General features: G+C 40.5%; 26 protein-coding genes and 1 tRNA gene. 13 read left to right on the top strand and 14 right to left on the bottom strand.

The genetic code is table 11. The annotated features are described in order from the left end of the window. The first annotated feature begins 158 nt into the window (after positions 1 to 158). Complete coding sequence (locus tag PVK63_RS18365; RefSeq protein WP_130048540.1) at positions 159 to 584, top strand: universal stress protein; 426 nt, start codon at positions 159 to 161, stop codon at positions 582 to 584. Between the two features lie 66 nt (positions 585 to 650). On the opposite strand, the gene PVK63_RS18360 is transcribed toward PVK63_RS18365, so the two are convergent. Together PVK63_RS18360 and aspA are read right to left on the bottom strand one after the other, a co-directional pair. After that, positions 651 to 1,952 carry an anaerobic C4-dicarboxylate transporter gene (locus PVK63_RS18360; RefSeq protein ID WP_130088020.1) on the bottom strand — a complete coding sequence of 434 codons (1,302 nt, stop codon included), beginning with the start codon at positions 1,950 to 1,952 and terminating at the stop codon, positions 651 to 653. 166 nt (positions 1,953 to 2,118) lie between these two features. Further along, complete coding sequence (gene aspA, locus PVK63_RS18355) at positions 2,119 to 3,567, bottom strand: aspartate ammonia-lyase (protein ID WP_130048542.1); 1,449 nt, start codon at positions 3,565 to 3,567, stop codon at positions 2,119 to 2,121. 430 nt (positions 3,568 to 3,997) lie between these two features. Here aspA and PVK63_RS18350 point away from each other — a divergent pair, with 430 nt between their 5' ends. Further along, positions 3,998 to 4,531 (top strand): FxsA family protein, encoded by a 534-nt coding sequence (locus PVK63_RS18350; RefSeq protein ID WP_130043835.1) that lies wholly within the window; start codon positions 3,998 to 4,000, stop codon positions 4,529 to 4,531. 168 nt (positions 4,532 to 4,699) lie between these two features. On the opposite strand, the gene PVK63_RS18345 is transcribed toward PVK63_RS18350, so the two are convergent. Continuing rightward, positions 4,700 to 5,845, bottom strand: a complete 1,146-nt coding sequence (locus PVK63_RS18345; RefSeq protein ID WP_130088019.1) for a murein hydrolase activator EnvC family protein — start codon at positions 5,843 to 5,845, stop codon at positions 4,700 to 4,702. Positions 5,846 to 6,067: 222 nt separating this feature from the next. Here PVK63_RS18345 and PVK63_RS18340 point away from each other — a divergent pair, with 222 nt between their 5' ends. The 4 genes from PVK63_RS18340 to cysE all read left to right on the top strand — a co-directional run bounded on the left by PVK63_RS18340 (position 6,068) and on the right by cysE (position 9,127). Next, positions 6,068 to 6,505: a rhodanese-like domain-containing protein gene (locus tag PVK63_RS18340; RefSeq protein WP_130043837.1), complete on the top strand. Its 438-nt coding sequence runs from the start codon at positions 6,068 to 6,070 to the stop codon at positions 6,503 to 6,505. 129 nt (positions 6,506 to 6,634) lie between these two features. Next, positions 6,635 to 7,105 (top strand): protein-export chaperone SecB, encoded by a 471-nt coding sequence (gene secB, locus PVK63_RS18335; protein ID WP_130043838.1) that lies wholly within the window; start codon positions 6,635 to 6,637, stop codon positions 7,103 to 7,105. A gap of 150 nt (positions 7,106 to 7,255) precedes the next feature. Then, positions 7,256 to 8,287: an NAD(P)H-dependent glycerol-3-phosphate dehydrogenase gene (gpsA, locus tag PVK63_RS18330; RefSeq protein ID WP_130088018.1), complete on the top strand. Its 1,032-nt coding sequence runs from the start codon at positions 7,256 to 7,258 to the stop codon at positions 8,285 to 8,287. 18 nt (positions 8,288 to 8,305) lie between these two features. Beyond that, on the top strand, positions 8,306 to 9,127 hold the full coding sequence (gene cysE / locus PVK63_RS18325) for a serine O-acetyltransferase (protein WP_130048558.1): 822 nt from the start codon (positions 8,306 to 8,308) through the stop codon (positions 9,125 to 9,127). Between the two features lie 77 nt (positions 9,128 to 9,204). On the opposite strand, the gene PVK63_RS18320 is transcribed toward cysE, so the two are convergent. The 3 genes from PVK63_RS18320 to PVK63_RS18310 form a co-directional block, all read right to left on the bottom strand. Then, complete coding sequence (locus PVK63_RS18320; protein ID WP_130043997.1) at positions 9,205 to 9,684, bottom strand: tRNA (cytidine(34)-2'-O)-methyltransferase; 480 nt, start codon at positions 9,682 to 9,684, stop codon at positions 9,205 to 9,207. 116 nt (positions 9,685 to 9,800) lie between these two features. Next, complete coding sequence (cpxA, locus tag PVK63_RS18315) at positions 9,801 to 11,192, bottom strand: envelope stress sensor histidine kinase CpxA (protein WP_130088017.1); 1,392 nt, start codon at positions 11,190 to 11,192, stop codon at positions 9,801 to 9,803. 3 nt (positions 11,193 to 11,195) lie between these two features. Continuing rightward, the gene (locus PVK63_RS18310; RefSeq protein WP_130088016.1) at positions 11,196 to 11,879 is read right to left on the bottom strand and encodes a response regulator; all 684 of its coding nucleotides are present in this window, start codon (positions 11,877 to 11,879) and stop codon (positions 11,196 to 11,198) included. A 198-nt stretch (positions 11,880 to 12,077) separates the two neighbouring features. On the opposite strand from PVK63_RS18310, the gene PVK63_RS18305 reads away from it, so the two are divergent. The 3 genes from PVK63_RS18305 to pfkA all read left to right on the top strand — a co-directional run bounded on the left by PVK63_RS18305 (position 12,078) and on the right by pfkA (position 14,818). Further along, on the top strand, positions 12,078 to 12,572 hold the full coding sequence (locus PVK63_RS18305) for a CpxP family protein (RefSeq protein WP_130048547.1): 495 nt from the start codon (positions 12,078 to 12,080) through the stop codon (positions 12,570 to 12,572). A gap of 159 nt (positions 12,573 to 12,731) precedes the next feature. Continuing rightward, positions 12,732 to 13,637, top strand: coding sequence for a CDF family cation-efflux transporter FieF (gene fieF, locus PVK63_RS18300; RefSeq protein WP_130088015.1), 906 nt, complete (start codon positions 12,732 to 12,734; stop codon positions 13,635 to 13,637). A 218-nt stretch (positions 13,638 to 13,855) separates the two neighbouring features. Then, the gene (gene pfkA, locus PVK63_RS18295) at positions 13,856 to 14,818 is read left to right on the top strand and encodes a 6-phosphofructokinase (protein ID WP_130048549.1); all 963 of its coding nucleotides are present in this window, start codon (positions 13,856 to 13,858) and stop codon (positions 14,816 to 14,818) included. Between the two features lie 81 nt (positions 14,819 to 14,899). Here pfkA and epmB read toward each other — a convergent pair whose 3' ends face one another. Further along, positions 14,900 to 15,922 (bottom strand): EF-P beta-lysylation protein EpmB, encoded by a 1,023-nt coding sequence (gene epmB, locus PVK63_RS18290; RefSeq protein WP_130088014.1) that lies wholly within the window; start codon positions 15,920 to 15,922, stop codon positions 14,900 to 14,902. Positions 15,923 to 15,954: 32 nt separating this feature from the next. Between epmB and efp the strand changes: the two genes are divergently transcribed. Continuing rightward, positions 15,955 to 16,521, top strand: coding sequence for an elongation factor P (gene efp / locus PVK63_RS18285; protein WP_130043847.1), 567 nt, complete (start codon positions 15,955 to 15,957; stop codon positions 16,519 to 16,521). 150 nt (positions 16,522 to 16,671) lie between these two features. Here efp and frdD read toward each other — a convergent pair whose 3' ends face one another. The 4 genes from frdD to frdA are packed head-to-tail and all read right to left on the bottom strand — an operon-like array spanning position 16,672 to position 19,986. Beyond that, positions 16,672 to 17,034 carry a fumarate reductase subunit FrdD gene (gene frdD, locus PVK63_RS18280; protein WP_165367201.1) on the bottom strand — a complete coding sequence of 121 codons (363 nt, stop codon included), beginning with the start codon at positions 17,032 to 17,034 and terminating at the stop codon, positions 16,672 to 16,674. Positions 17,035 to 17,045: 11 nt separating this feature from the next. Beyond that, on the bottom strand, positions 17,046 to 17,429 hold the full coding sequence (gene frdC, locus PVK63_RS18275) for a fumarate reductase subunit FrdC (protein ID WP_012551226.1): 384 nt from the start codon (positions 17,427 to 17,429) through the stop codon (positions 17,046 to 17,048). Between the two features lie 2 nt (positions 17,430 to 17,431). Further along, the gene (locus PVK63_RS18270; protein ID WP_130043849.1) at positions 17,432 to 18,175 is read right to left on the bottom strand and encodes a succinate dehydrogenase/fumarate reductase iron-sulfur subunit; all 744 of its coding nucleotides are present in this window, start codon (positions 18,173 to 18,175) and stop codon (positions 17,432 to 17,434) included. Continuing rightward, positions 18,175 to 19,986 carry a fumarate reductase (quinol) flavoprotein subunit gene (gene frdA, locus PVK63_RS18265; protein WP_130043850.1) on the bottom strand — a complete coding sequence of 604 codons (1,812 nt, stop codon included), beginning with the start codon at positions 19,984 to 19,986 and terminating at the stop codon, positions 18,175 to 18,177. Before frdA ends, PVK63_RS18270 begins: the two co-directional genes overlap by 1 nt. A 407-nt stretch (positions 19,987 to 20,393) precedes the next feature. Between frdA and epmA the strand changes: the two genes are divergently transcribed. Beyond that, positions 20,394 to 21,368, top strand: coding sequence for an elongation factor P--(R)-beta-lysine ligase (epmA, locus tag PVK63_RS18260; protein ID WP_207215687.1), 975 nt, complete (start codon positions 20,394 to 20,396; stop codon positions 21,366 to 21,368). A 16-nt stretch (positions 21,369 to 21,384) separates the two neighbouring features. On the opposite strand, the gene PVK63_RS18255 is transcribed toward epmA, so the two are convergent. From PVK63_RS18255 to rsgA, 3 genes are all read right to left on the bottom strand, one after another. After that, the gene (locus tag PVK63_RS18255; RefSeq protein WP_130048554.1) at positions 21,385 to 22,272 is read right to left on the bottom strand and encodes a DMT family transporter; all 888 of its coding nucleotides are present in this window, start codon (positions 22,270 to 22,272) and stop codon (positions 21,385 to 21,387) included. A 104-nt stretch (positions 22,273 to 22,376) separates the two neighbouring features. Next, entirely contained in the window at positions 22,377 to 23,240 is an 864-nt protein-coding gene (gene asd, locus PVK63_RS18250) for an archaetidylserine decarboxylase (RefSeq protein ID WP_130048555.1), read from the bottom strand. A 58-nt stretch (positions 23,241 to 23,298) separates the two neighbouring features. Beyond that, on the bottom strand, positions 23,299 to 24,354 hold the full coding sequence (gene rsgA / locus PVK63_RS18245) for a small ribosomal subunit biogenesis GTPase RsgA (protein ID WP_130043855.1): 1,056 nt from the start codon (positions 24,352 to 24,354) through the stop codon (positions 23,299 to 23,301). 99 nt (positions 24,355 to 24,453) lie between these two features. Between rsgA and orn the strand changes: the two genes are divergently transcribed. Both orn and PVK63_RS18235 read left to right on the top strand, forming a co-directional pair. Beyond that, positions 24,454 to 24,999, top strand: coding sequence for an oligoribonuclease (gene orn / locus PVK63_RS18240; RefSeq protein WP_130088012.1), 546 nt, complete (start codon positions 24,454 to 24,456; stop codon positions 24,997 to 24,999). 137 nt (positions 25,000 to 25,136) lie between these two features. Beyond that, positions 25,137 to 25,212, top strand: a tRNA-Gly gene (locus PVK63_RS18235). Positions 25,213 to 25,367: the final 155 nt, after the last annotated feature.

Below are 25,367 nucleotides of genomic sequence, written 5' to 3'. Positions count from 1 at the left end.
CAATTGCATTAATGATCTGCTCCTTTCTCTTCGGTACTTAGTGTAATTATTTTTTATTTGTCACGGTTTCGAGATCCCTACGACACACTTTTTATTGAACAGAAACTATGCTTGTTACGATGATTAATTATTAGGGTGAATAACCAGAGGGTATAGTGATGAAATACAAACATATTCTTGTGGCGCTGGATCTTTCAGAAGAGAGTCATGTGTTGATTGATAGAGCCGTTTCTATGGCGGAGCTATTAGGTTCCAAAGTGTCTTTTATTCATATTGATGGTACTCATGGTGAGATTTATCCTGAGCTCATTGATATAGAAGCAGAGCCTGAGCGTAAACCATTAAATGAACCTTCAAATAAGTGGCTTAATGATTTTCAGCAGTATACTCAGTTTCCAATTGAGAGCTTTTGGGTGGGAACGGGAGATCTTAGCCATAAAGTTGATAAAGCAGTAAAAGCGAATGAAATCGATTTATTGATTTGCGGACATCATCATGATTTCTTAAGTAAAATCATTTCTTATTCTCGACCGCTAATTCATCACTCTCCTATTGATATATTGGTCGTGCCGATTACGTCATAAGCTAGAAATAAAAAAATGGCAGCTAAATTAGCTGCCATTTTGAGGGATATTATTGCAATTCACCTATTAAAGAATAATACCACCGAATACAAAACCTAGTGCAACTGAAGTCGTAATCGTAGCAACACCCGGAATGAAGAATGGGTGGTTAAATACAAGATTACCAATACGTGTTGAACCTGTGTCATCCATTTCAACCGCAGCAAGTAGCGTTGGGTAAGTTGGAAGAACGAACAGTGCACTTACCGCAGCAAATGACGCAACTGCTGTAATTGGAGCAACACCAATCGCAAGGGCTGCAGGCATTAGAGCCGTTGTTGTTGCACCTTGAGAGTAAAGAAGCATTGAAGCAAAGAATAAAACAATCGCTAGCATCCACGGGTATTGCGCAAGGATCTCAGCTGAGAACTCTTTGATTTCACCAATGTGAGAAGAGACAAACGTATCACCAAGCCATGCAACACCAAGAACACACACACAAGCACTCATACCTGATTTGAATGTCGCAGCATTAGCAATTTTAGACGCATCAATTTTAGTGAACGTCACAATAGCAGCAGCGGCGGTTAGCATTAATGCCATGATAGCTTCGTTACGACCAATGGTTGGGTGTTCAATCAGACCAACACTGCCACTGATCATCGTTGCATAAGCAACAACCGCAACGATAGCAACACAGAAGATATAAACAGATGCTTTTGCTGTTGGTAAAATTTCACGCTTACCTTCGCCATTCATCTTAATTAGGCCTTTTGCAAGACGTTCTTGATAAACAGCATCATCTTTCAGCTCACAGCCTAGGAAGTTAGCAACGAATGCACCAACCATACACGCTAGGAACGTTGATGGAATACATACAGCTAATAGCGTTAGATAATCCACACCTAGAGGCTCAAGGATACCAGAGAAGAAAACAACCGCCGCCGAGATTGGAGACGCAGTGATTGCAATTTGAGAAGCAACAACAGCGATAGAAAGTGGGCGAGAAGGACGAACACCTTGTTCTTTAGCAACTTCTGCAATAACAGGAAGTGTTGAGAATGCAGTGTGGCCTGTACCTGCTAGCATCGTCATGAAATAAGTCACGATTGGTGCGTAGAAAGTAATGCGTTTTGGATTTTTACGTAAGAATTTTTCTGCTAGGTCAACCAACCAATCCATACCACCAGCCACTTGCATAGCAGCAATCGCAGTGATAACAGACATGATGATTAAAATAACGTCGATAGGGATAGAACCTGCGTCTAGTCCTAAGATCATGGTAAGAACAAGTACGCCCGCACCACCCGCAAAACCGATACCGATACCGCCAATACGTGCACCTAAATAGATGAACAGTAGTACGACGAGAAGCTGTACAGCAACCATATATAACTCCAGTGTTAAAATTTAAAATAATTATTCAGATTTTTATTGAACAGCTATATACAGCAAACCAATAAAAGTATGAATGATTACTTAGTTTTTTTTGATTAAAAATTAGGACGATAAAAAAAGCGAGCTTCAGTGAGCTCGCTATTTTAGGTGTTACGGATTAATCGTAACGTTTTGCTTTGTATTCAGGATGCATCAAGTTCTCTACAGAGAAGATGTCATCTAATTGTTCTTCTGTTAGAAGACCACGTTCAAGAACTACATCACGAACGTTTTTACCTGTTTCAGCACAAATCTTACCAACAATGTCACCTTCGTGGTGGCCAATGAATGGGTTTAGATAAGTAACGATACCGATAGAGTTAAATACGTGAGCTTCACATACTTCTTTGTTCACAGTGATGCCATCGATACATTTGTCACGTAGGTTCACACAGGCATTTTTCAAGATGTCGATAGATTCGAACAGTGCTTGGCCAATTACTGGTTCCATTACGTTTAATTGCAGTTGGCCCGCTTCAGCAGCGAAAGTCACTGTAATATCGTTACCAATTACTTTGAAACATACTTGGTTAACTACTTCTGGGATTACTGGGTTAACTTTTGCAGGCATGATTGAAGAACCAGCTTGAAGCTCTGGAAGGTTCAATTCATTTAGACCAGCACGAGGACCAGAAGAAAGAAGACGTAAGTCATTACAAATTTTAGACATTTTAACCGCAGTACGTTTTAGCGCACCGTGGATCATTACGTAAGCACCACAGTCAGATGTTGCTTCGATTAAGTCTTCAGCAGCAACACATGGTAGACCTGTTACTTCTGCTAGATGACGAACTGCCGCTTCTTGGTAACCAGTCGCTGCGTTTAAGCCAGTACCGATTGCCGTAGCGCCGATGTTTACTTCTAAAAGAAGTTGCGCTGTGTAGTTAAGGTTTTTCACTTCTTCCTGAAGTAAAACACCCCAAGCGTGGAACTCTTGACCAACTGTCATTGGAACAGCATCTTGAAGTTGAGTACGACCCATCTTCAGAATGTTACGGAATTCTTGATCTTTAAGATCGAATGCACCTTTTAGGTATTCAATCGCTTCGATCAGTTTCATCATGCTGTTGTATACAGCAATACGGAAACCTGTAGGGTATGCACAGTTAGTTGATTGAGAACGGTTAACGTGATCATTAGGGTTAATGATGTCGTATTCGCCTTTCTCTTTACCCATTAGTTCAAGAGCAACGTTAGCAATAACTTCGTTAGCATTCATGTTAACTGAAGTACCAGCACCGCCTTGGTAAACATCTGATGGGAATTGATCCATACACTTGCCAGTTTCAAGAATTAAATCACATGCTTTGATGATGTACTCACCAACTTGTGAAGGGATAGCACCTAATTCTTTGTTAGCTAAAGCGGCTGCTTTTTTAGTGTAGATCATGCCACGAACAAACTCAGGAACATCAGAAATAGTTACATTTGAAATGTTGAAGTTTTCCATAGCGCGAAGAGTGTGAATACCGTAGTAAGCCTCTGAAGGAACGTGACGTTCACCTAGCAAATCTTCTTCAATACGAGTTGCAGTATTCGTTTTTTCTAAATCAAGCATCTGAGTCATAGTAAGCCTTTAAGGTTCTATATTTTAATTATTGGATTCTGTCCAAGTGATCATATCTGCGAGTAGAGTCCGTTCGTCAGAGGGTGATCAATATCGTACCTGATGCCTTGTTTTAACGTCATCATACACCTCTTTAGTGGTAAAAGTGTTAAGTTGATCACTTTTTAAGTCTAGTTTTTGCAAAATATTTCAAATTGAGATAATGCTCTCACTAGTTGTTAATATATTTACTTTATAGGTTATATAACTGCTAATCGAGTTAATGAATTTGATGGCTGTTTACACTCTTTTACAGAAGATTTTCTTGAAAAATGAGGGGATGTGCCGCATCTATCATAATAGAGAGAGAAAAAGTGGTTCGCAGAGAATGCCTGCTACACTAAATGAAGCGAAAAGTGAAAGTTCGTATCAAATCTAATCGAGGTATATTGTGTTTCCTATTTTATTATTATTGTTTATTTTTGTTCCCATTATTGAAATTGCGCTGTTTGTGCAAGTCGGGGGCATGTTAGGGATGTGGCCAACACTTGGATTAGTATTGATCACCGCTTTTGTTGGTGCGTCATTAGTCCGTAGCCAAGGCATTCAGACTCTAATGTCAGTGCAATCAAAATTACAACAAGGTGAATTACCTGCACAGCAAATAGTAGAAGGTGTCATGCTTGCCGTTGCTGGTGTGTTATTGCTTGTCCCTGGTTTTATGACTGATGCTTTAGGTATGCTGGTATTGCTTCCAGCACCGAGAGCGTATTTAGCTAAACAGCTAATGAGTCGTGTAAAAGTAAATGGCATGGGAGCATCACAGGGTGGTTTTCATGCAGGGTTTGGTGGTGGCTTTGATCAAAACGGTCCGTTTAATCAAGGTAACCCATTTGATCGCACAAATCAGAACGATCAGCAAGGCGATGTATTTGAAGGTGAGTTTCAACGTAAAGAAGACGATCCAAATAAAACCCTAAAATAATCTAGCTTTAATATTTTAACGTTTAGAAAGATAAGAATTCAGATCGGTCGCAAGCTCCCTTAAAGGGCTCAGATTGATCGCTGTTATTACTGCGATCACCTCTGAATTCTGCGAGCGAAGCGATCTGAACTCTATTCATAATTGTTATTTTAGCAAATCACTAAACTACTAACGCCTTAACCAAGAGCGTGGGTTTTGTGCCTTACTGTTACGGCGGATCTCAAAGTAAAGTGAAGCTCTGTCTTGACCGCCACTGTCACCAACAACCGCAATCGTCTCTCCTGCTTGCACCTTATCGCCTTCTTTCTTCATTAAGCTTTGGTTATAGCCATAAAGTGTCATATCACCTTTACCGTGATCGATTAACACCATTAAGCCATAGCCTCGTAACCAATCAGCAAAAACGACCTTACCAGAATCAACGGCTTTTACTGGTGTACCGTATTCACTGGCTAGCACCATGCCTTTCCAAGTGAGCTGCCCTGTTTGTTTTGTTCCAAAACTATGAAGTGTTTTGGCGTTGCTAATAGGCCAAGGTAAACGCCCTTTTTGACGAGCAATACCATCCATAGGTACATTGTTACTTGCTTTCGCTTTTGCGATGGCAACTTTTAAGCGTTTTTCATTTTGCTGCAGTTCATTTAAATAACCATTTTCATTTGAAATGCGTTTTTTGATACTGGAAACGGTTTTCTTACGTTTGTTTTGTGATGTTTGCAGTGTGGTTTTTTCTTGCTTGTATTGAGCTAATAATTCACTTTGTCGTTGTTGCTGTTTAAGAAGAGAAACTTCTTTCTCTTTCAATTGCATCGTTGTGAATTCTAACTGAGAAATCGCACCCACTCGGGCTTCAGAAATACGTTGGGCGTATTGTGTCATGCGATCGATTTTAGTGACGTCATCGCCACTGAGCACATTAGAAAGTTGATTATTACGACTTATTAAGTAGTAATTGACGAGTAAGTCTTTTAATACTTCAGTTTGTCCAATTTGTTGTTGAGTAAGCTCTGATTGTTGCTGTTTTAATTCGGTTATCGAGCGTTTTACCGCTGCGAGTTCTCGCTCTGCATTGCGCGCTTTTTTGGAGGCGTTAGCAATGGATAGTTCATGCTTTTTAAGGCTAGATTGAAGACTTGATAGCTCTTTCTTCTGTTTACTTAATACCGAGCTCTGACGAGATATTTCTTGTTTCATTCCTTTTAATTCAGCGTCATTCGCATGAGCGATAAGAGGAAGTGCAAATGTCAGGCACACGATCGCGGTCGTAACAAATTTACGACTAGGAATAGGCTTATTAAAAAAGGATATGTTCATCGCTGCATTATTTCAGATAGAGTGAGTTCTGACTAGATAGAGTTTTTATTTGGTCTCAATTGTAAAACCAATATCACAGCATTTTTGTTGTTCTTATCAGTTTTTTTATCCTCGCTAGTCTCCGAACAAACCCTAGGGTATACTTTCGACTTCATTTTAGAGCCCATGGTAACTGACATTGTCTAATGGCATGTGGTTATCCAAAAATCAGAGATAAAGAATATGGAAACGTCAATCATCGATTTTGTAACCAATAACATGATTTTAGCTGTTGTGTGGATTGGTATTGTTGTTGCGTTGATTCAAAACGTAGTAAAACAGAAAACCGCTGGCTACCAAGAAGTGGATCCTTCACAAGCAACAACACTGATGAACCGCGAAGATGCGATTGTGCTAGATATTCGCTCTAAAGATGAGTTTAAATCAGGCCATATTACGGGTGCTCGTCACATTTTACCAAGTGATATTAAAGCCGGTAACCTAGCTGGTCTTGAAAACTCAAAAACAACCCCAATTATTGTGGTATGTAAAACAGGCCAAACCGCTCAAGCATCAGCAAATGATCTGCATAAAGAAGGTTTTGAGCAAGTTAAATTGCTTAAGAATGGCCTAATCTCTTGGAATGAAGCTAACCTACCGTTAGTAAAAGGCAAAAAGTAATTGCCCATTTCATAAGCAACTGATTCATTTTGATGTGATATCTGGCCCATTTTTTAGATATCACGAATGCAGAGTAATATCACAGCGTTATTCTGCATTCATACATACATATATAGAAAGGACTTTCCCATGGCTGAAGCAGCACAACAAGAGCAACAAAACTTTGCAATTCAACGTATCTTCCTAAAAGACGTATCTTTTGAGGCTCCTAACTCTCCAACTATGTTCCAAAAAGAGTGGAATCCAGATGTTAAACTGGACCTTGATACTCAAAGCCGTGAACTAGGCGAAGGTGTTTACGAAGTCGTTCTACGTTTAACTGTTACGGTTAAGAACGAAGAAGAAACTGCATTCCTTTGTGAAGTACAACAAGGTGGTATCTTTACTGCTGGCCAAATGGAAGAAGCTCAACTAGCACATTGCCTAGGTGCATTCTGCCCGAACATTCTGTTCCCATATGCTCGTGAAACGATCTCTAGCCTAGTGGTTAAAGGTACGTTCCCACAATTGAACCTTGCACCAGTTAACTTTGACGCATTGTTCATGAATTACCTACAAAACCAAGCTCAAGAAAACGCAGCTGCGCCTTCTGAAGCTTAATAATGAATAGCCTTGCGCTATTGATTAATTTGTAGAGAATAAATGCACTTTTTTATCTAAGATAGTTTCTATACTGAATATAGAAATTAAATTTTGATAAAAAGTGCATTTTGCTTTTATTACTCTAGTATCCTTTGATACTTGTTTTGGATGGTCACAATGACAACACAAACCGATTACTCTGATATTTCCATGACCGTACTTGGTGCTGGCTCATACGGAACTTCTCTTGCTATCTCTCTTGCTCGTAATGGCGCAAAAGTGATTTTATGGGGTCATGAAGAATCACATATGGCTCGCCTTGAAGCCGATCGTGCTAATGAAGAGTTTTTGCCGGGTGTTGCTTTCCCACCGTCATTAATCATGTCTACGGATCTTGAAAAATCAGTGCAAGCAAGCCGCGATTTACTGGTTGTAGTTCCAAGTCATGTTTTTGGTTTGGTACTAGGTAATGTAAAACCATTCTTACGTGATGATTCTCGTATATGTTGGGCGACAAAAGGACTAGAGCCTGAAACAGGTCGTTTATTAAAAGAAGTGGCAGTAGAAGCGTTAGGTGAATCTCATTCACTGGCTGTGCTTTCTGGACCTACTTTTGCTAAAGAACTTGCATCTGGTATGCCAACGGCGATTGCTGTTGCGTCTCCTGACCAAGAGTTTGTTAAAGATTTACAAGAAAAAATCCACTGCTCAAAGACATTCCGTGTTTATGCCAATAATGATTTTACTGGAATGCAATTAGGCGGAGCGGTGAAGAACGTAATCGCTATTGGTGCGGGTATGTCTGATGGTATTGGCTTTGGTGCTAATGCTCGTACTGCATTAATTACCCGTGGTTTGGCTGAAATGACTCGTTTAGGCGTGGCTTTAGGCGCAGAAGCTGAAACCTTTATGGGGATGGCTGGCTTAGGTGATTTAGTGTTAACGTGTACCGATAACCAATCTCGTAACCGTCGTTTTGGTTTGGCTTTAGGTCAAGGCGGTGACGTAGATAGCGCTCAAGCAGAAATTGGTCAAGTGGTTGAAGGGTATCGCAATACCAAAGAAGTATGGCTACTTGCTGATCGTATGGGTGTTGAAATGCCTATAGTTGAGCAAATTTATCAAGTATTGTATCAAGGAAAAGATGCAAGAGTTGCTGCGCAGGACTTATTAGCGCGAGATAAGAAATCAGAATCGTAATTCAAGGATGGTATGAAAATGAAAGAATGTAAAAAACACCAAGTATGGGAGTGCATTGTTCGAGAAGCGCGTGAGCAGTCAGAACAAGAACCTATGCTTGCAAGCTTTTATCATGCCACCATCATAAAACATGAAAACCTTGCTGCAGCATTAAGTTATATTTTAGCGAATAAGTTGGCGACAGCCTCTATGCCTGCAATGGCAGTTCGTGAAGTGGTAGAGGAAGCATTTGCTTCTGATCCTTCTCTTACCGATGCGGCTGCGTGCGATATTTGCGCGACTGTGACTCGAGATCCTGCGGTTTCTATGTACTCAATGCCTTTATTGTATTTAAAAGGCTATCATGCATTGCAAGGGTATCGTGTATCGAACTGGCTTTGGAAGCAAGGTCGTGTTGCATTAGCGACGTATCTGCAAAATGAAATTTCTGTTGCTTGTCAGGTGGATGTGCATCCTGCGGCGACCATTGGTAAAGGGATCATGTTTGACCATGCGACGGGCATCGTCATTGGTGAAACGGCCGTGGTTGAGAATGATGTTTCTATTCTGCAAGATGTGACACTCGGTGGTACGGGTAAAGAGTGTGGCGATCGTCACCCTAAGATCCGTGAAGGCGTTATGATCGGTGCGGGTGCGAAGATTTTAGGTAATATTGAAGTGGGTGTTGGTGCTAAGATTGGTTCGTGCTCTGTGGTTCTGCAAGCCGTTCCTCCACATACTACGGTTGCTGGTGTTCCTGCTAAAATTGTTGGGCGCCCTAGCTCTGAAATGCCATCGCTCGATATGGACCAACAGTTTAATGGTAAGTCACAAACGTTTATGTCTGGTGATGGAATTTAATATATCCCATTCCTTATGCGTATAAAAATAGCCACTATTGAGTGGCTATTTTTGTATTTGAGCTATGAGTTTTGGAATTATAACCCGCCTTCAAATCCCATTTGACGCCACGCTTCAAATACGATGATAGCAACAGAGTTTGATAAGTTTAAACTGCGGCTGTCTGGCATCATAGGAATTCGAACACGTTGTTCCATTGGTAAGCCATCAATTAAATCAGCGGGCAATCCACGAGTTTCTGGGCCGAATAACAACACATCTCCCTTTTGATAGCTTGGAGTGGTGTGATGGCCTGTCGTCTTGGTTGTGCAGGCAAAGATACGGTGTTCACCTTCACTTTCATTTTCTAAATAATCAAGAAAGGCAGCGTAATCTTTATGGCGTTTTACATGGGTTAATTCATGATAATCTAACCCTGCTCGGCGAAGTTTTTTCTCTTCTAAATCGAATCCTAATGGTTCAATTAAATGCAGGTTTGCACCACAGTTAGCAGACAGGCGAATGATGTTACCCGTATTTGGGGCGATTTCAGGTTCGTACAACGCAATATCAAACATAGTGAACTCTTGAATAACGGAAAGTAAACTCAGTATATCTAATTGATAGGTATCGGGGTAGAGCATACGAGTAACAACATGGCTTACTTTGAGATAAGCCATGTTGTGACAAGTCATTATTGTTCGATAGGTAGCGTAATGGTCATACGCAATCCGCCAAGAGGGCTTTTACTCGCAATGATGGTGCCGCTGTGCTGGTGAATGGCACTTTCGGTAATCGCCAGACCAAGACCTGTTCCGCCACTGCTTCGATCTCGAGCGGTAGATACTCGATAGAAGGGTTTGAAGATATCCTTGAGTTCATCTTCTGGTACACCATCACCATTGTCATCAACGGTGATGGTGAGAATGTTGCCATTATCATTGATATTCACAGTGACCACATCATTACCGTACTTAATAGCATTGCGTATAACGTTTTCAACCGCGCTCATTAATAGATTAGGGTTACCAAAAATAGGCGTTTCTTTTAAATCAGAATAAGTCAGTATTTTATTTGAATGCTCAGCCTCAAATTTGGCATCTTCTAAAATATCAAACCATAATGAGTAAGCGTCAGTTTTCTCTCGTTCTTGATGGCTGTTTACTTGTATTCGAGAGAGTTCTAATAGCTCAGAAATCATCTGCTCTAAGCGATCCGCTTCCATATCAATACGAGATAACTCTGCGCTTTCACCTTGCTTACGAGTGGCAAGGGCTGTTGCCATTCTTAAACGAGTTAAGGGAGAGCGTAGTTCATGAGAAATATCAGATAATAAGCGCTGCTGGCCTGAGATCATGGTGTTGAGTGACCCGACCATCTGATTAAAGCTTTGCCCTGTTTTTCTAAATTCTCTTGGCCCTTTTTCTAATGCTTCATCTTTTTCAAATTGGCCCTTAGCAACCCGCTCTGCTGCTTTTTGTAAACGTCTTGCAGGTTGACTTAACGCCCAAGCAAGCCAAAGTAAGAAAGGCGTACTAACGAGCATGGTCACTAGTAATAATTGCCCTGGTTTATCTAATATTCTAAGAATAAATGGGGGGGGCTTTTTCCAATATCGTCCCACATACATGTACACGGTTTCATGAGCGATGACGATATCAAAAGGCCCCGCCATCATGGTTCTACCATACAGTTTTTGTTGAGGAAGATCAGGATCATCAGAAAGTGTTAAAAAGTTAAGTAACGCTTTTTTTCTTCCTCGTAGCTCTTTAGGTTTATCTAAAATTTCGCCAGTAGGGGTTGTGAAAAATAGATCGAGGTTTTCATCGTGTTGATGTGCTTTATGGCTAATCTCTTTTAAGGTCTTTTTTAAATTGTCGCGCTCAGAGTATTTCCCTGTAATGTAGGCAGCAATTTGAGTCATTTTAGTAAGATGTTCAGTTGCGATATTATGGCGAGATCGTGGATCAAAATTAGGGCCAATAACAACCCCAATTAAAACCAATAATAAGGTAAACCAAAATATGGCAAAGATACGGCCATATAAGCTGGATAAAAGAGGGAAGCGTGTATTTACTTTAAACACCAATCATTCCTCAACAAACAAATAGCCACGACCACGTAAGGTTTTAATGCGTGGCTTTCCTTCTGAGAGTGGTGGTAATTTTTTACGTAAGTTTGAAACGTGCATATCAATAGCGCGGTCAAAGGGTGCTAGGCGTTTACCAAGCACTTCTAGACTGAGTTCTTCTTTAGAGATGATCTCTCCTGGTTTTTGAATAAATTGAGACAATAACCCAAACTCTGTGCCGGTTAAGTCCAGTAATTCACCATGATTATAGGCTTCTTGTTTGCCTATAAATATCTCAATGCCTTGATATTTAATGCTGCTGCTGTTGCTCTCTTTGGTTTTATTTTGTGTACGACGTAAAATAGCGCGAATACGAGCCAGTAGTTCTCTATCACTAAAAGGTTTTGGTAGGTAGTCATCGGCGCCAAGTTCTAAACCAATAACACGATCAATTTCTTCTCCTTTTGCTGTAAGCATTAATACAGGAGTTTCATTGGTCTCTCGTAATTTACGAAGCATGTCCATGCCATTCATTTTTGGCATCATGATATCAAGTAGGATCAAGTCTAAATCATTAGTGATCGCTTCAAGGCCTTCAATGCCATTATTTGCTTCCGTAACCTGATAACCTTCTAAACTTAGGATGTCTTTTAGTAGCGCGGTTAGCTCAATATCGTCATCAACTAATAAAATCTTTGCCATTTTTATTCACCTACATAAATAGTTTCTGAGTGTAGTATCGCCAAATAAATGAAGGAATACCAACCTTCAAAATAACCTTTACGTTGCTTTACGCACAAAATACACTCATTTACGTTGACTGAGCTATTCTTACTCCACACCAAGCAGCAGCAAGCTGATTTTTGATTGAACCCCATTTTCTGTAACGGAGATAACACAATGAACATGATGAAAAAAATGATTTTAGGCGCAGTTGTTCTTCCTCTTTCTTTTGCTTCTGCATCGGCATTTGCTTTTGGTGGTGGCCATCACGAAGGTGGAATGAAAGGCGGTGAAGGCATGCACGGTGGTAAGTGTATGATGAAAGCAAATAAGAAGGCGTTTAAAGATTTAGATCTTACTGATGCACAAGAAGACAAATTTGATGAAATGCGTGACGCTCGTAAAGCTGAAATGAAAGCGAAGAAAGGCCAAAAACGTCAGCCAACGGCTGAAATGAAAGCCGATCATGAAGCGATGCAAAACTTAATGTTAGCGGATAATTTTGATGAGCAGGCAGTACGTGATTTAGCTGAAAAAATGTCACAGCGTCAAATCGATCGCCGTGTTGAAATGATGAAAAAACGTCATGAAATGATGAATATTCTAACGCCAGAGCAAAAAGCAGAATTTAAAGCAAATCAAGATAAGTACATTGCTGATTGTGCTAAATAAACGCAATTATCTCTAGAAAATGAAAACGGGCCTTTATGATAAATAAAGGCCCGTTTTTTATTTAGGCCTGTTTTGTTGTAAATATATTAATAAATGGAATAACTATCTTGAGCGTAACCCTTTATACTAAAGTTTGATTTTTAGGTAGATGGATGAAACATGACTCAACGATACGCGTCTTTAGTGACTACGGCTGCATGGCTTGCAACCATTGTTGCGACAATTTTAATGCTATTTAAATTAGGAACTTGGTGGGTGACAGGTTCAGTCAGTTTATTGGCTTCGTTAGTTGACTCTTTACTTGATATGGGCGCATCTATCACTAACCTTTTAGTCGTCCGTTACGCATTACAACCTGCTGATGAGGAGCACCGTTTTGGGCATGGTAAGGCGGAGTCGCTAGCGGCGTTAGCTCAGGCAATGTTTATTTCTGGTTCTGCTTGCTTCTTATTATTGAATGGGGTTGAGCGTTTTTTCCGTCCTCAAGATGTTATTGCTCCTGAGTTAGGGGTGTATGTCTGTGGGTTTGCTATTGTGTTAACTCTTGGCCTTGTTATGTTCCAGCAATGGGTAGTTAAACAGACGGGAAGTCAGGCTATTGCTGCGGATTCATTACATTACAAAACCGATTTATTTATGAATGCCGCTATTATGTTAGCACTTGCATTAAGTTGGTATGGTTGGCATCAAGCTGATGCTATTTTTGCCTTAGTCATTGGTGTGTATATTTTAATTAGCGCATTTAAAATGGCGTATGAGGCGATTCAACTATTACTTGATAGACAGCTGCCACAAGAAGAGTTGGATCAGATAAGAGAGGCGTGTTGTCGAGTCGAAGGGGTTAAAGGCATTCATGATTTACGAACGCGTTTAGCTGGCCCAACCCGATTTATTCAACTGCATTTAGAGTTGCCAGATCATATGCCATTAGTTGAAGCACATCGTATAGCGGATAAAGTTGAAGACGAACTTTTAACAGTATTTCCACATTCTGATATTATAATTCATCAAGACCCACTTTCAGTTGTGCTAGACTCAGACAGAGAGCAGAGTCAGTTTAGTTAGTGAGTACGTAGTATTATTAGCAATAATTGTTTTTTCGTAACAGAAAAATGAAACAGTCGTGATTGATTCTGATGTGAATCAACGAACTTTTTCAGTAAACTGGTAATACTCTTACATAAGAAAAAAAATTACAGATTATTAATGGTGAGTAGATTAGGGAGTTTACTTGCTGTATTAGAAATTGAAATTGAAATTCCCAACCATATTAGAGGGTAACCATGGTCAAGAAGATTGGTGTTTTAACAAGTGGTGGCGATGCGCCGGGTATGAATGCGGCAGTTCGTGGTGTTGTTCGTACAGCATTGACGGAAGGCTTAGAAGTATTTGGTATTCATGATGGCTACTTAGGTCTTGTTGAAGATCGTATCGAGAAATTAGAGCGCCATAGCGTATCTGATATGATCAATCGCGGCGGTACATTTTTAGGTTCAGCACGTTTTCCTGAGTTTAAAGAAGTTGCTGTTCGTGAAAAAGCGATCGAGAACCTTAAGAAACACGATATCGATGCATTAATTGTTATCGGTGGTGACGGTTCTTACATGGGCGCTAAGAAGCTAACAGAGATGGGTTACCCATGTATCGGTCTGCCTGGCACAATCGATAATGATATCGCGGGTACTGACTACACTATTGGTTACCTAACGGCGTTAAACACAGTTATTGATGCGATTGACCGCTTACGTGATACATCTTCTTCTCACCAACGTATCTCTATTGTAGAAGTTATGGGCCGTCACTGTGGTGATTTAACATTAATGGCTGCAATTGCTGGTGGTTGTGAATACGTTATTACTCCAGAAACTGGTCTAAATAAAGACGCGTTAATTCAGAACATTCAAGATGGCATTGCAAAAGGCAAAAAGCACGCAATCATCGCTATCACTGAGTTAATGACTGATGTTAATAGTTTAGCAAAAGAAATCGAAGCTGAAACAGGTCGTGAAACTCGTGCAACTGTTCTTGGTCACATTCAGCGTGGCGGCCAACCTGGCGCATTTGACCGTATCCTAGCGTCTCGTATGGGTAACTTCGGTGTTAAATTGTTGATTGATGGTCACGGTGGTCGTTGTGTTGGTATTCAGAATGAGCAACTAGTTCATCACGATATCATCGATGCAATTGAAAACATGCGTCGCCCAGAAAAAATTGAGCTATACAAAGTAGCTGAAGAGTTATTCTAATTTAGAATTAAACGTTAGATATAAAAAACCGAAGCATTCGCTTCGGTTTTTTTATATCTGAATACTTATGATTCAAAGGAATTACTCTAAATATAAATCGAGAGGTGTTTTACTTTTTCTACCACCAATTTCTCTGGCAAGTGTCGGAACAAGATAACCAGAAACATTTTCAATTAACTCCCCCATTAATTGCTTTGCTTTTTCATCAGAAACAAAGAAATGAGCAGCACCTTGCACCTTGTCTAATACATGAAGGTAATAGGGTAAAATGCCCGCATCAAATAATGCCTCACTTAAATCAGTCAGTGCCTCTGTTGTATCATTCACATCTTTAAGTAATACACTTTGATTTAATAGCGTGACGTTTGATTGTTTTAATTGAGTCATTTTATTTACTAACTCAAAGTTAATTTCGTTAGCATGGTTAATATGAGTCACTAGAATGATTTGTAAGCGTGTTTGTTTAAATAGCTGACACAACGCATCAGTAATACGGTTTGGTATTACTACCGGTAAGCGAGAGTGGATACGAAGGCGCTTGATGTGCGGAATCGCTTCAATATGTTGAATTAACCATGTCAGTTCATGATCTTTGGCCATTAAAGGATCACCACCAGAAAAAATGACTTCATTTACTTCAGGATGATTTGCAATGTAATCGATGGACTCTTGCCAAATGGCTTTACTGCCTTTGTTATCTTGATATGGGAAATGACGGCGGAAGCAATAACGACAATTCACGGCACAACCTCCCTTTACAATCAACAGAACTCGGTTTTTGTATTTATGCAGTAAACCCGGTTGTTCGTTGTCTTGTTCCTCTAAAGGATCGTTCGAATATCCTTCATGTACCTCGAATTCTTGATCTAAAGGCAATACTTGGCGTAATAAAGGATCAAAAGGGTTGCCAAATTCCATTCTATCGACAAAACTTGTCGGCACACGTAACGCAAATAACTTTTTCGCTTCTAGACCTTTCTCCCATGAAGAGCTATCAATACCTAGTGTTGAGAGTAACTGATGAGGGTCAGAGATCGCATTCGCTAGTTCTTTGAGCCAGTTTTGCTCAACAGGAGCGTCATTTCGGGTTATTATGTGTGACATTATTTATAACTCAACGATGTTAAGAGGAAATCATGGCGTCAGTAAGTACCAATGAATTCAAAGGCGGTTTGAAATTTATGCTAGATAATGAGCCATGCTCAATTATCGAGAACGAATATGTTAAGCCAGGTAAAGGTCAAGCATTCAACCGTGTAAAACTTCGTAGATTGCTTTCTGGTAAAACACTAGAAAAAACATTTAAATCAGGTGAAAGCTTTGAATTAGCAGACGTTGTAGACGTAGAGCTAGACTACCTATACAGCGACGGTGAATTTTACCACTTCATGAACAGCGTAAGCTTTGAGCAAATCGCTGCTGATGTAAAATCAGTAGGTGACGCTGCTAAATGGTTAGTAGAAAACGACACTTGTACACTGACTCTTTGGAATGATAATCCAATTACAGTGACACCGCCAAACTTTGTTGAACTTGAAGTGACTGAAACAGACCCAGGTCTGAAAGGTGATACTCAAGGCACTGGTGGTAAACCAGCAACGCTTTCTACTGGTGCAGTAGTTCGTGTTCCACTATTCATCGCTATCGGCGAAGTAGTTAAAGTTGATACGCGTACTGGCGAATACGTTGGTCGTGTGAAGTAATTTCGATTTATATCGAGAATAGCTTTATATAAAAGGTCACTTCGGTGGCCTTTTTTATTATCTATACTATTAGGTAATTAATGGGAATGGGTACCGTAGATACAAAAAAGGTTGGCATCAAGCCAACCTTTTTTTGTATCTAAATGATGATTAGATCATGAAGATAAACACAACAGATAATACAGTTGCTAGAGCAGCCGCTGCGTAACATGCGATTTTACCCGCAGTACCTGTGTGGAATTTTAGGTCGTGCATACCATGATGTAAACGGTGCATCGCATGCCACATAGGCATAGAGATAGAACCGATAACAAATAATGCACCAATGATGCTAGTAACAAAACCAGCAACACGTAGGTAGTTCATTGATTCAGGACCAATCACACCGAGTGGAACTAAAATACCAAGAACTAAGATAGTTACTGGTGTTAGCATTGCAAACCAAGTACCACCGGCACCGAATAAGCCCCACCATACTGGTTCGTCAGAACGCTTTGGATTAAGATTTACCACAATAATTCTCCTTAAACGATAACCAATACAAGTAGTGTGATTGCAGCAACTGCTGCCCATTGTGCAAGAACAACGACTTTCTTATCCAGTGTTTTACCACCAAGACGAATAGGCATTACTTGCGGCATCATGCTAAAGAATGTTTGAGCATGGAATAAGCTACCCGCTAAGGCAACAATGTTCAGAGCAACCACAATAGGGTTTGCCATGAAATCTAACCAAGAAGCCCAAGCAAGTGGACCTTTCACTAAACTACCTAAGCCAACAAGCAGACAGATAGTAAAGAAAATTAGCGGTAAAATTGTTGCTTCACGAACCATGTAGAAGCGGTAGAAAGGGTGATCTTTCCACCAAGTACGTGTCATTTCGCGAACGTAAGGTTTACGGTTGCTCATCCTTATGCCTCCTGTGGTTTAAGCATTGCGATAACAAAGTCTTGAGACGATGCGATCTTACCTTGGTTAACTGCTGCTGCAGGGTCAACGTGTTTTGGACATACTTCAGAACAGTAACCTACAAACGTACAGCCCCATGCGCCGTTGTCGCCATTGATTAGCTTCATACGCTCAGCAGAACCGTTATCACGGCTATCAAGATTGTAACGGTGTGCCAGTGTTAGTGCTGCAGGACCGATGAATTCAGGGTTTAGACCGAATTGAGGACACGCTGCATAACATAGACCACAGTTGATACAACCAGCGAACTGCTTGTATTTTGCCATTTGCTCAGGAGTCTGAGTGTTAGGACCTTGATCTGGAGTACGGTCGTTACCAAGAATATAAGGCTTGATTGCTTCTAGACGTTCGATGAACGGAGTCATATCAACAATTAAGTCTTTCTCGATAGGGAAGTTTGCTAATGGTTCTAGTGTTAAACCATTTGGGTAATCACGTAAGAACGCTTTACAAGCAAGCTTAGGTACGTTGTTTACCATCATGCCACAAGAGCCACAGATCGCCATACGACAAGACCAACGGTAAGATAGGTTTTTGTCTAGGTTATCTTTGATGTAACCAATTGCATCAAGAACAGAAGTTGTGTCATCACAAGGTACGTCGAACGCTTGTAGATAAGGTTTCTCATCTACCATAGGGTCGTAACGCATAATGCTTACTTTTTGAACTCTCTTACCAGCTGTCATTATGCTTGCTCCTCTGCGATCTTAGCTGCTTCAGCTTCTGCCGCTGCTGCTTTTTCTGCTGCTTCACCGTATAGGCGAGCTTTTGGTTGAGATTTGGTGATAGTTACATCGCTGTATTTAATTGTCGGCGCTGCATCTTTGTTGTAATACGCTAATGAGTGTTTTAGGAAGTTCACATCATCACGTTCTGTACAACCTTCATCTAGACGTTGGTGTGCACCACGAGACTCTTTACGTAGAATCGCAGAGTGAGCCATTGTTTCAGCAACTTCAAGGCCGTAACCTACTTCAATAGCGTATAATAGGTCAGTGTTGAACACTTTACCTTTATCTTTGATGCTGATGTTTTTATAACGTTTTTTCAGTTCAGCCAGTTTCTCAATCGTATCTTGCATCTCGTGCTCTTTACGATAGATACCACAACCCGCTTCCATTGAATGGCCCATTTCCGTACGGATATCAGACCAGTTTTCATCGCCTTCTTGAGCTAGTAGTGCATCAATACGGCCTTGTACTTCTTCAATTTGTGCTTTGATAGCATCGTCATTCCAAGTTGTGAATTCAGCAGCACGCTCAGCCGCTTTTTCACCTGCAAGGCGACCAAATACAACTAACTCAGCAAGTGAGTTTGAACCCAGACGGTTTGCACCGTGAAGACCAACAGAAGAACATTCACCAACAGCAAATAGACCTTTGATGTTTGTTTCGTTGTTCTTATCCGTTTCAATACCACCCATGGTGTAGTGAACAGTAGGACGAATTGGAATTGGCTCTTTTGCTGGATCAACGTTAACGTAGGCTTTTGAAAGCTCACAGATAAACGGTAGACGTTCATTTAAGTACTCTTCACCTAAATGGCGAAGATCCAAATGCACTACATCACCAAGAGGGTGTTTGATAGTGTTGCCTTTTTGTTGTTCGTGCCAGAACGCTTGAGAAACTTTGTCACGAGGACCCAGCTCCATGTACTTGTTCTTAGGCTCACCAACAGGAGTCTCAGGACCCATGCCGTAATCTTGTAGGTAACGGTAACCATTTTTGTTTACGATGATACCGCCTTCACCACGACAACCTTCAGTCATCAGGATGCCTGTGCCAGGTAGGCCCGTTGGGTGGTATTGAACAAATTCCATATCACGCAGTGGAACACCGTGACGGAATGCCATAGCCATACCATCACCAGTAACGATACCGCCATTGGTATTACAGTGGTAAACACGACCTGCGCCACCCGTTGCAAGAACAACAGATTTTGCTTTAATACAAATAAGTTCGCCTTCAGCCATATGAATAGCAATCAGACCTTGAACTTGACCATCTTCAACTAAAATATCAACAACAAAGTACTCATCAAAACGGTTGATTTGAGGGTATTTCATTGAAGTTTGGAATAGGGTGTGAAGCATATGGAAGCCAGTCTTATCGGCAGCAAACCATGTACGTTCAACTTTCATACCACCAAAACGACGAACGTTTACTTCGCCATTTTCTTTACGGCTCCAAGGACAACCCCATTGTTCTAATTGAGTCATCTCGCGGTATGCATTTTTTACAAAGTATTCAACAACATCCTGTTCACACAGCCAATCACCACCGCCAACAGTATCGTTGAAGTGATTGTCTAGTGTATCTTCTTCCTTGGTCACGGCTGCTGACCCACCTTCCGCGGCAACAGTGTGCGAACGCATTGGGTAAACTTTTGAGATTAGAGCAATTTCTAGCTCTGGGTTCGCTTCTGCTGCTGCAATGGCAGTACGTAGACCTGCACCGCCCGCGCCGATCACTGCAATATCTGTGGTTATCGTTTTCACAGTTATTCTCCGGGATAAAAGATAAAAAATTAAATTAACCACCTAAATGTGATTAATTATGAGAATCTAGCCTGCTCGTGTGACAAATAAAGAGCAAATAAAACTTAAAAATTCTGATGCCTATTCTATGTGAGCTTTTGTAATAAAAATTGATATGGATAAAGTTTTGTCGTGCAAGTACCACTAATGGGGTGGTTTGTTGTAAATAATGTGATCTCCGTCAACTAGTTAAAGCTGTTAATATTCGCTGCTATTTGTAGTTAAGTTGTTGCTTTATAAGTGATAATGATTCTTATCGGTCTCGTATCCCCTTGATGGGTAAGGGTATTTATAAAGTTAAAAAATAGGTAACCTTAAAGTGGGTTATCAGGTATCATTTTGGATAAGTTTTTCTAATGTATAAGATTATGACTAGTCAAAATTGGATGCCAAGTGCATCAATTGAGCAATTACAGCAACGTGCTGAGATTATGGCTTCTATTCGTTTGTTCTTTTCTGAGCGAAAAGTGATGGAAGTAGATACCCCTGCAATGAGTCATGCCACTGTTACAGATGTGCACCTTCATACCTTTCAAACTGATTTTGTTGGGCCGGGCTATGCCGATGGCGCGCATTTGTATTTTATGACTAGCCCTGAATTTCATATGAAGCGACTATTAGCGGCTGGCAGTGGTGCGATTTACCAAATTAATAAAGCATTTCGTAATGAAGAAGCTGGGCGTTTCCATAACCCTGAATTTACGATGTTGGAATGGTATCGCCCAAGCTTTGATCATCATCAGTTAATGGATGAAATGAATGAGCTTCTGATGTTGGTGTTAAAGTGTCATGATTCAGAGCGTATGACATATCAGGAAGCCTTTATTAAAGTGCTTGGTATTTGCCCTTTAGAATCATCTATGAATGAATTAAGAGCGGTTGCCGCTCCTCTAGGCTTATCAGATATTGCGGATATTGAAGAAGATAGAGATACATTACTGCAGCTGCTATTTAGCATGGGGGTTGAAGAGAAAATAGGCTTAGAGGTTCCTGCTTTTGTTTATGACTTCCCAGCCTCTCAAGCTGCACTTGCTAAGATTAATCCTACGGATCAGAGAGTGGCTGAACGTTTTGAGGTGTACTTTAAAGGCATTGAACTAGCGAATGGTTTCCATGAATTGGATAATGCAAAAGAACAACTTGCTCGTTTTGAAGAAGACAATGCGAAACGTAAATCGATGGGATTAATTGAACAACCCATTGACTATCATTTGATTGCGGCACTAGAAGCAGGCCTTCCTGATTGTGCTGGTGTTGCTCTAGGTATCGATCGTCTTATTATGTTGGCTATGGGAGAAAAGCACATCGATCAAGTGATGGCTTTTCCTTTTGATAGAGCCTAGTTATTTTTACGTTCAATTAGCTAACGATTAATCCAGTACCAATGACCGCTAAAAAAGCACCTAACCAAGCAAAACGGTTTGGTGCTTTTTTTGTGTATAGCCACAATAAAGGTAAGATCATGATTGGTGTGGTTGAAGAAAGCAGGGCTACCATACCTACATTGCCTTTTTGTAGAGCATATAAAATTAACGTCATACCGACAGTCATAGCAAGAAACCCATTCAATGCGACAATACCTAAAATACGTGCATTAATTGGCGTAATTGGTCGTGCCAGAGGGAAATTAGTCATTCTTAGTAAACTATGAGCACCAAATGCTGACGCCATTCGAATCGCTGATGCAGCAATCGGATCAGCACTGGTTAACATCACCGGTTTTGCTATTACCCCTCCAAGCGCTTGGCAAAAAGCAGCAAGTAACCCTAGAAATATGGCTATCCAAATATTGCCTTTGACTTCATCCCATGTCCCTTGATTGTCTGTTTTTTTACCAAAGAAAATCGCAATTGAGACGCCAGAGAAAACTGAAATAGCACCAACTAGCTCCCAACCTTGTAAGGTTTCATTAAATAGCCAGTAACCAAGGATAGCTGAAAATAGAGCATGGCATGAGAAGAGTAACCCAGCTTGTCTAGGTCCCATGCGATTAAAGCAGGCAAATAAGGCCGTATCTCCAATGAAAATGCCTATCAAACCAGAAAGCATCATTGGATAAAGGTGAGAAGAATCAATAGAGAGCCAGCCGCCTGTAAACCAAGCTAGAGTGGATAGCATTATTGTTACGCAGCCCATACGCCAGCGACTATAAGCGAATGCACCAAGGTGGCGAGCAGGAGCGACAGATATCATACTTGATAGTGCCCATAAACAAGCGGCACCAAGCGCTAACCATTCATATCCCATTGTCATTCCATTGATTATTACTAGTCATGAGTTTTAGATTATCTGAACTTAAAAAAATAGCGAACACAAGGTTCGCTATTTTTGCTTTATTTTAAGTAAATTACTTATTTTGCAATATGTGCAAATGGAGTGCCCATACGAGTTGGAACGCCATTTTCCATTGATGCATCAAACTTAATTGAGTTAGGTGCAAATAAGTTAATAACTGTTGAACCTAATTTAAAGCGACCCATCTCTTCACCTTTCTTAAAGCAAATCATATCGTCGCCAGAAAGTGGGTAATGCCATGTTTTAACTGCAGGACCTGTCGGTGGTGTTACCGTCTCTGCCCATGTTGTTTCAATGCTACCAACGATGGTTGCACCAACAAGAACTTGAGCCATAGGGCCAAACTCAGTATCAAAAATACACACTACACGCTCATTACGAGCAAATAGATTTGGTACGTTTTCTGCGGTTAATGGGTTTACAGAGAAAAGATCACCAGGAACGTAAATCATTTTACGTAGTGTTGCATCACAAGGCATATGAACACGGTGGTAGTCACTTGGTGATAAATACAGAGTTGCAAATTCGCCACCCATAAATTCTTCAGCAAGATCAGCGTCGCCACCTAATAGCTCTTGAGCTGAATATACATGACCTTTAGCTTGAACTAATTGACCATCTGTAATTGGGCCAAATTGACTTACACACGCGTCCGCTGGATGAGAAATAACGCTTGCGTCTTCATCAATTGGGCGAGCGCCATCTTCTAATTCACGAACAAAGAAGTTATTGAACGTAGAGTACGCTTTAGGATCTGGGTTTTTAGCTTCGTTCATGTCAACTTTGTATTGTTTAATGAACCACTTAATTACCGCTGTTGTTAACCAACCCATTTTTGCTGATGCTAATTTGCCAGCCAAACGAGTAAGTGCATGTTTTGGGGTTAAATACTGTAACCCAATTTTTAAATTATCTGACACGTTATTTGCCTACTAGTTATCACTTAATGTGGATATTACCACATCTTTACTTTGTTTATTAATCGGCTTTTTTGCCGCGAGAGAATTGGCGATTGGCTTTGTTCTCAGACATACTTTCAATAATTCGATGGTAGCTTTCGAAGCGCAGTTTGGAAATTTTTCCGTTAGCTACCGCTTCTTGAAGAATACAGCCTGGATCATCTTTATGTTTACAGTCTCTAAACTTACAGCCACCAATAAAGCCTTTGAACTCAACGAAAGACGCTGTGACTTCTTCTTTCTCTAGGTGCCATAAGCCAAATTCACGAACCCCAGGAGAATCGATAAGGTCACCACCATGAGGGAAATGATATAAACGAGCTGCGGTTGTTGTGTGTTGGCCAAGACCTGAGTTTTCAGAAACCGCGCCTTCAATGATTTCAAGTTCAGGCATTAATGCATTCACTAAGCTTGATTTACCAACGCCTGACTGACCAACAAAGATATTAATATGATCGCGTAGCTCAGCTTCAAGTTCTTCTACGCCATAGCCTGATTCTTTACTTACGTATTTTACTTTATAGCCAATATCCTCATATAGACTAAGAAGTTGCTTAACATCAGTAAATTCTTTTTCAGAAAGTAAATCGACTTTGTTTAGTACGATTAGCGGCTTTATATGCAATGTTTCTGACGCAATAAGGTAACGGTCAATAATGTTTAATGACAGTTCAGGAAGAATAGAAGAAACAATGACCATTTGGTCAACATTTGCTGCAACGGGTTTAATACCGTCATAATAATCTGGACGAGTGAGTATTGATGTGCGTGGCTTAACGGCTTCAACAACACCAGAGATCCCTGCAAGTACTTCGGTACCTGGACGCCAAATAACACGATCGCCTGAGACTAAGCTTTCAATACCTCGGCGTAAATTACAACGATGTATCTCTTTGCTTTCTGGATCTTCGATATCCGCATGTTGACCAAAGCGAGTAATTACTAACCCTTCTTTAGCTGCTTCTAACGAGGATTCATCCCACTCGATAGTGGTTTTTATTTTTTCTATACGTTTGCTTTGATTAGAACGTACTCGGCGTACTTGGCCTTTAGTTAGCTTTTTTTTCTTTGCCACGAAATTATTTCACTTGTAAGGTTGGCTTTCAGTTTTATGTTGAAAGATAAATCGGCCCGAGTATCATACCCTTTTTAGTTACAAAATAGGCAATTCTCTATGGCAATTAATGATCAAAACCTGATTTGGGTTGATTTGGAGATGACAGGACTGGATCCTGAAACACATAAAATCATCGAAATCGCATCCATTGTAACTGATGCTCAGCTAAATATTTTAGCAGAAGGGCCTGTTATTGCTATTCATCAGCCAGAAGAAGAATTGGCTAAGATGGATGACTGGTGCACAAATACACATACTAACAGTGGATTAGTCGCTCGTGTAGAAGCAAGTATATATAATGAAGCAGCAGCGATTGAAGAGACGATTGCTTTCCTTGAACAATGGGTACCAAAAGGTGTGTCACCAATTTGTGGTAACAGTATCGGACAAGATCGTCGTTTCTTATACAAACATATGCCTAAGCTGGAAGAGTATTTTCATTACCGTTATGTGGATGTAAGTACAATTAAAGAGTTAACTCGCCGTTGGAAGCCTGAAGTATTAGACGGTTTTGAAAAGTCAGGTACTCATTTAGCATTGGATGATATTAGAGAGTCAATCGCTGAATTGAAGTATTATCGCCAAAATATTTTTACAATTTAATTTCATCTGATGAATTGTTGAGCTAAAAATGATGGATTTTAAAGAAAACTCGCGTTTTTTTTAAAATCCGCTTGCATCATCACATTTTACTCGTATAATTCGCAGCCTCTGAACGAGGAGCTACTCCTTATCAGAATGCGACACTAGCTCAGCTGGTAGAGCGCAACCTTGCCAAGGTTGAGGTCACGAGTTCGAACCTCGTGTGTCGCTCCAATTTAGAAAGTGAAACATAAGGGCATTCTGGCAGAGTGCAATCCTTGCCAAGGTTGAGGTCACGCCTAAGCCTTGAAGATCGGGAACCTCGTGTGTCGCTTCAAATTATATCTTCTTGTTTAATTATTTGAATGATAAGATAAAAGTCTCATTGA

It is taken from the genome of Aliivibrio sp. S2TY2 (assembly GCF_028765525.1).
Taxonomy (GTDB): Bacteria; Pseudomonadota; Gammaproteobacteria; order Enterobacterales; family Vibrionaceae; genus Aliivibrio; species Aliivibrio finisterrensis_A.
Note: the sequence above shows the minus strand (reverse complement) of the source record. Positions and strands in the feature narration are given on the sequence as shown.